Here is a 1,307-nt window from a genome sequence, read left to right as displayed (position 1 = left end):
GAGACGGTGGCCGCAGAGGCCACGATAGCCGAGCAGGCGTGGTGCGGGGCGTTCGGGAGGGCGATGACGGCGGTCGCGGGCTGCTTCGCACGGCGTGGGACACGCGCCACGGCGGCGGAGCTGGTCGCGGGGCTGCTACTGGAGCTGGACACGCGGAACTGCTGGACACTCGCGCAGGCGCTGGGGCACCCGGGCCCGCACCGGCTGCAGCACCTGCTGTCCCGCGCCCTGTTCGACCACGACCGAGCACGGGAGGAGATCGCCCGCCTGGTTGCCGGTGAACTCGCGGGCCAGGACGTGGTGTTGGTGGCGGACCAGACGGGCGACGCGAAGTCCTCCACAGACTGCGTGGGGGCAGGCAGACAGTACTCCGGCGCGATCGGCGGTGTCGGACTGTGCCAGGTGGCAGTGCACCTGGCAGCGGTCACCGCGACGACGAAGGTGATTATCGACCGGGCCCTGTACCTCCCGGCGGACTGGGCCGCGGACGAAGAACGCCGCGAAGTCGCCGGGCTGCCGGAGGAGATCGGGTTCGCGACGAAACCGCAGCAAGCACTGTCCATGGTCGCCGGTGCGCTCACGATCGGGATCCAGGCCCGCTGGTTCGCCGGCGACGAGGTGTACTGCGGCCGCGATCTACGCCGGGGGACAAGGGCGCTGGGGCTCGGCTACACGGTCGGCATCGCAGCTACGTACCAGGTCACGGACGGGGCCGGCCGCCGGTGGGAGGCCCGCAAACTGATCAACAAGGTGCGGCCCGAGCAGTGGATGCGTCGGCAGACCGGACATGGCACGAAGGGCACCCGCGAGTACGACTGGGCCTGGCTCGACGTCCGCCCCGACGACACTCCCGACAAGAACGAGAACGTGGCGGGGACGAGTGTGCTCGTCGCGCGCCGCCACCGCTACACCGGCGAGGTGTCCTACTTCCGCTGCTGGTCCCCGGGCTCCGTCTCACTCGGCACGCTGGTGGAAGTGATCTCCCGCAGATGGCGGATCGAGGAAACCTTCCAACTCGCCAAGGGCTTCACCGGACTCGATCAGGGTCAGGTGACCTGCTGGAACTCCTGGATGCGCTGGTCACTGTTCTCCCTGATCGCCGCCGCCGTCCTCGCCCTCACCCTCGCGTCCACGACGACGCACACTTACCCCGCCGGCCCGGCCGGGCTCACCCCGCCGACCTGTCCCGAACTCGTCCGTCTCCTGCGCGCCCTCGTGCTGCCGCCGCCTGTCCATGACCGCGACCACGTCCTGCACTGGACCGCCTGGCGCCGCCGGCACCAAGCCATCGCGAAAGCCTGCCACCA

The 1,307-nt window shown here is 70.4% G+C and carries 1 protein-coding gene; it reads left to right on the top strand.

Going from position 1 to position 1,307, the window contains the following annotated elements; genetic code table 11:
- A partial coding sequence (locus tag KYY02_RS33625; RefSeq protein WP_442538186.1) for an IS701 family transposase occupies positions 1-1,307 on the top strand: 1,307 nt, incomplete at both ends.

The organism is Streptomyces pimonensis, assembly GCF_041380215.1.
Lineage (GTDB): Bacteria > Actinomycetota > Actinomycetes > Streptomycetales > Streptomycetaceae > Streptomyces > Streptomyces pimonensis.
The sequence above is the reverse complement of the archived record's forward strand: the minus strand, read 5'-3'. Positions and strand labels throughout refer to the sequence as shown.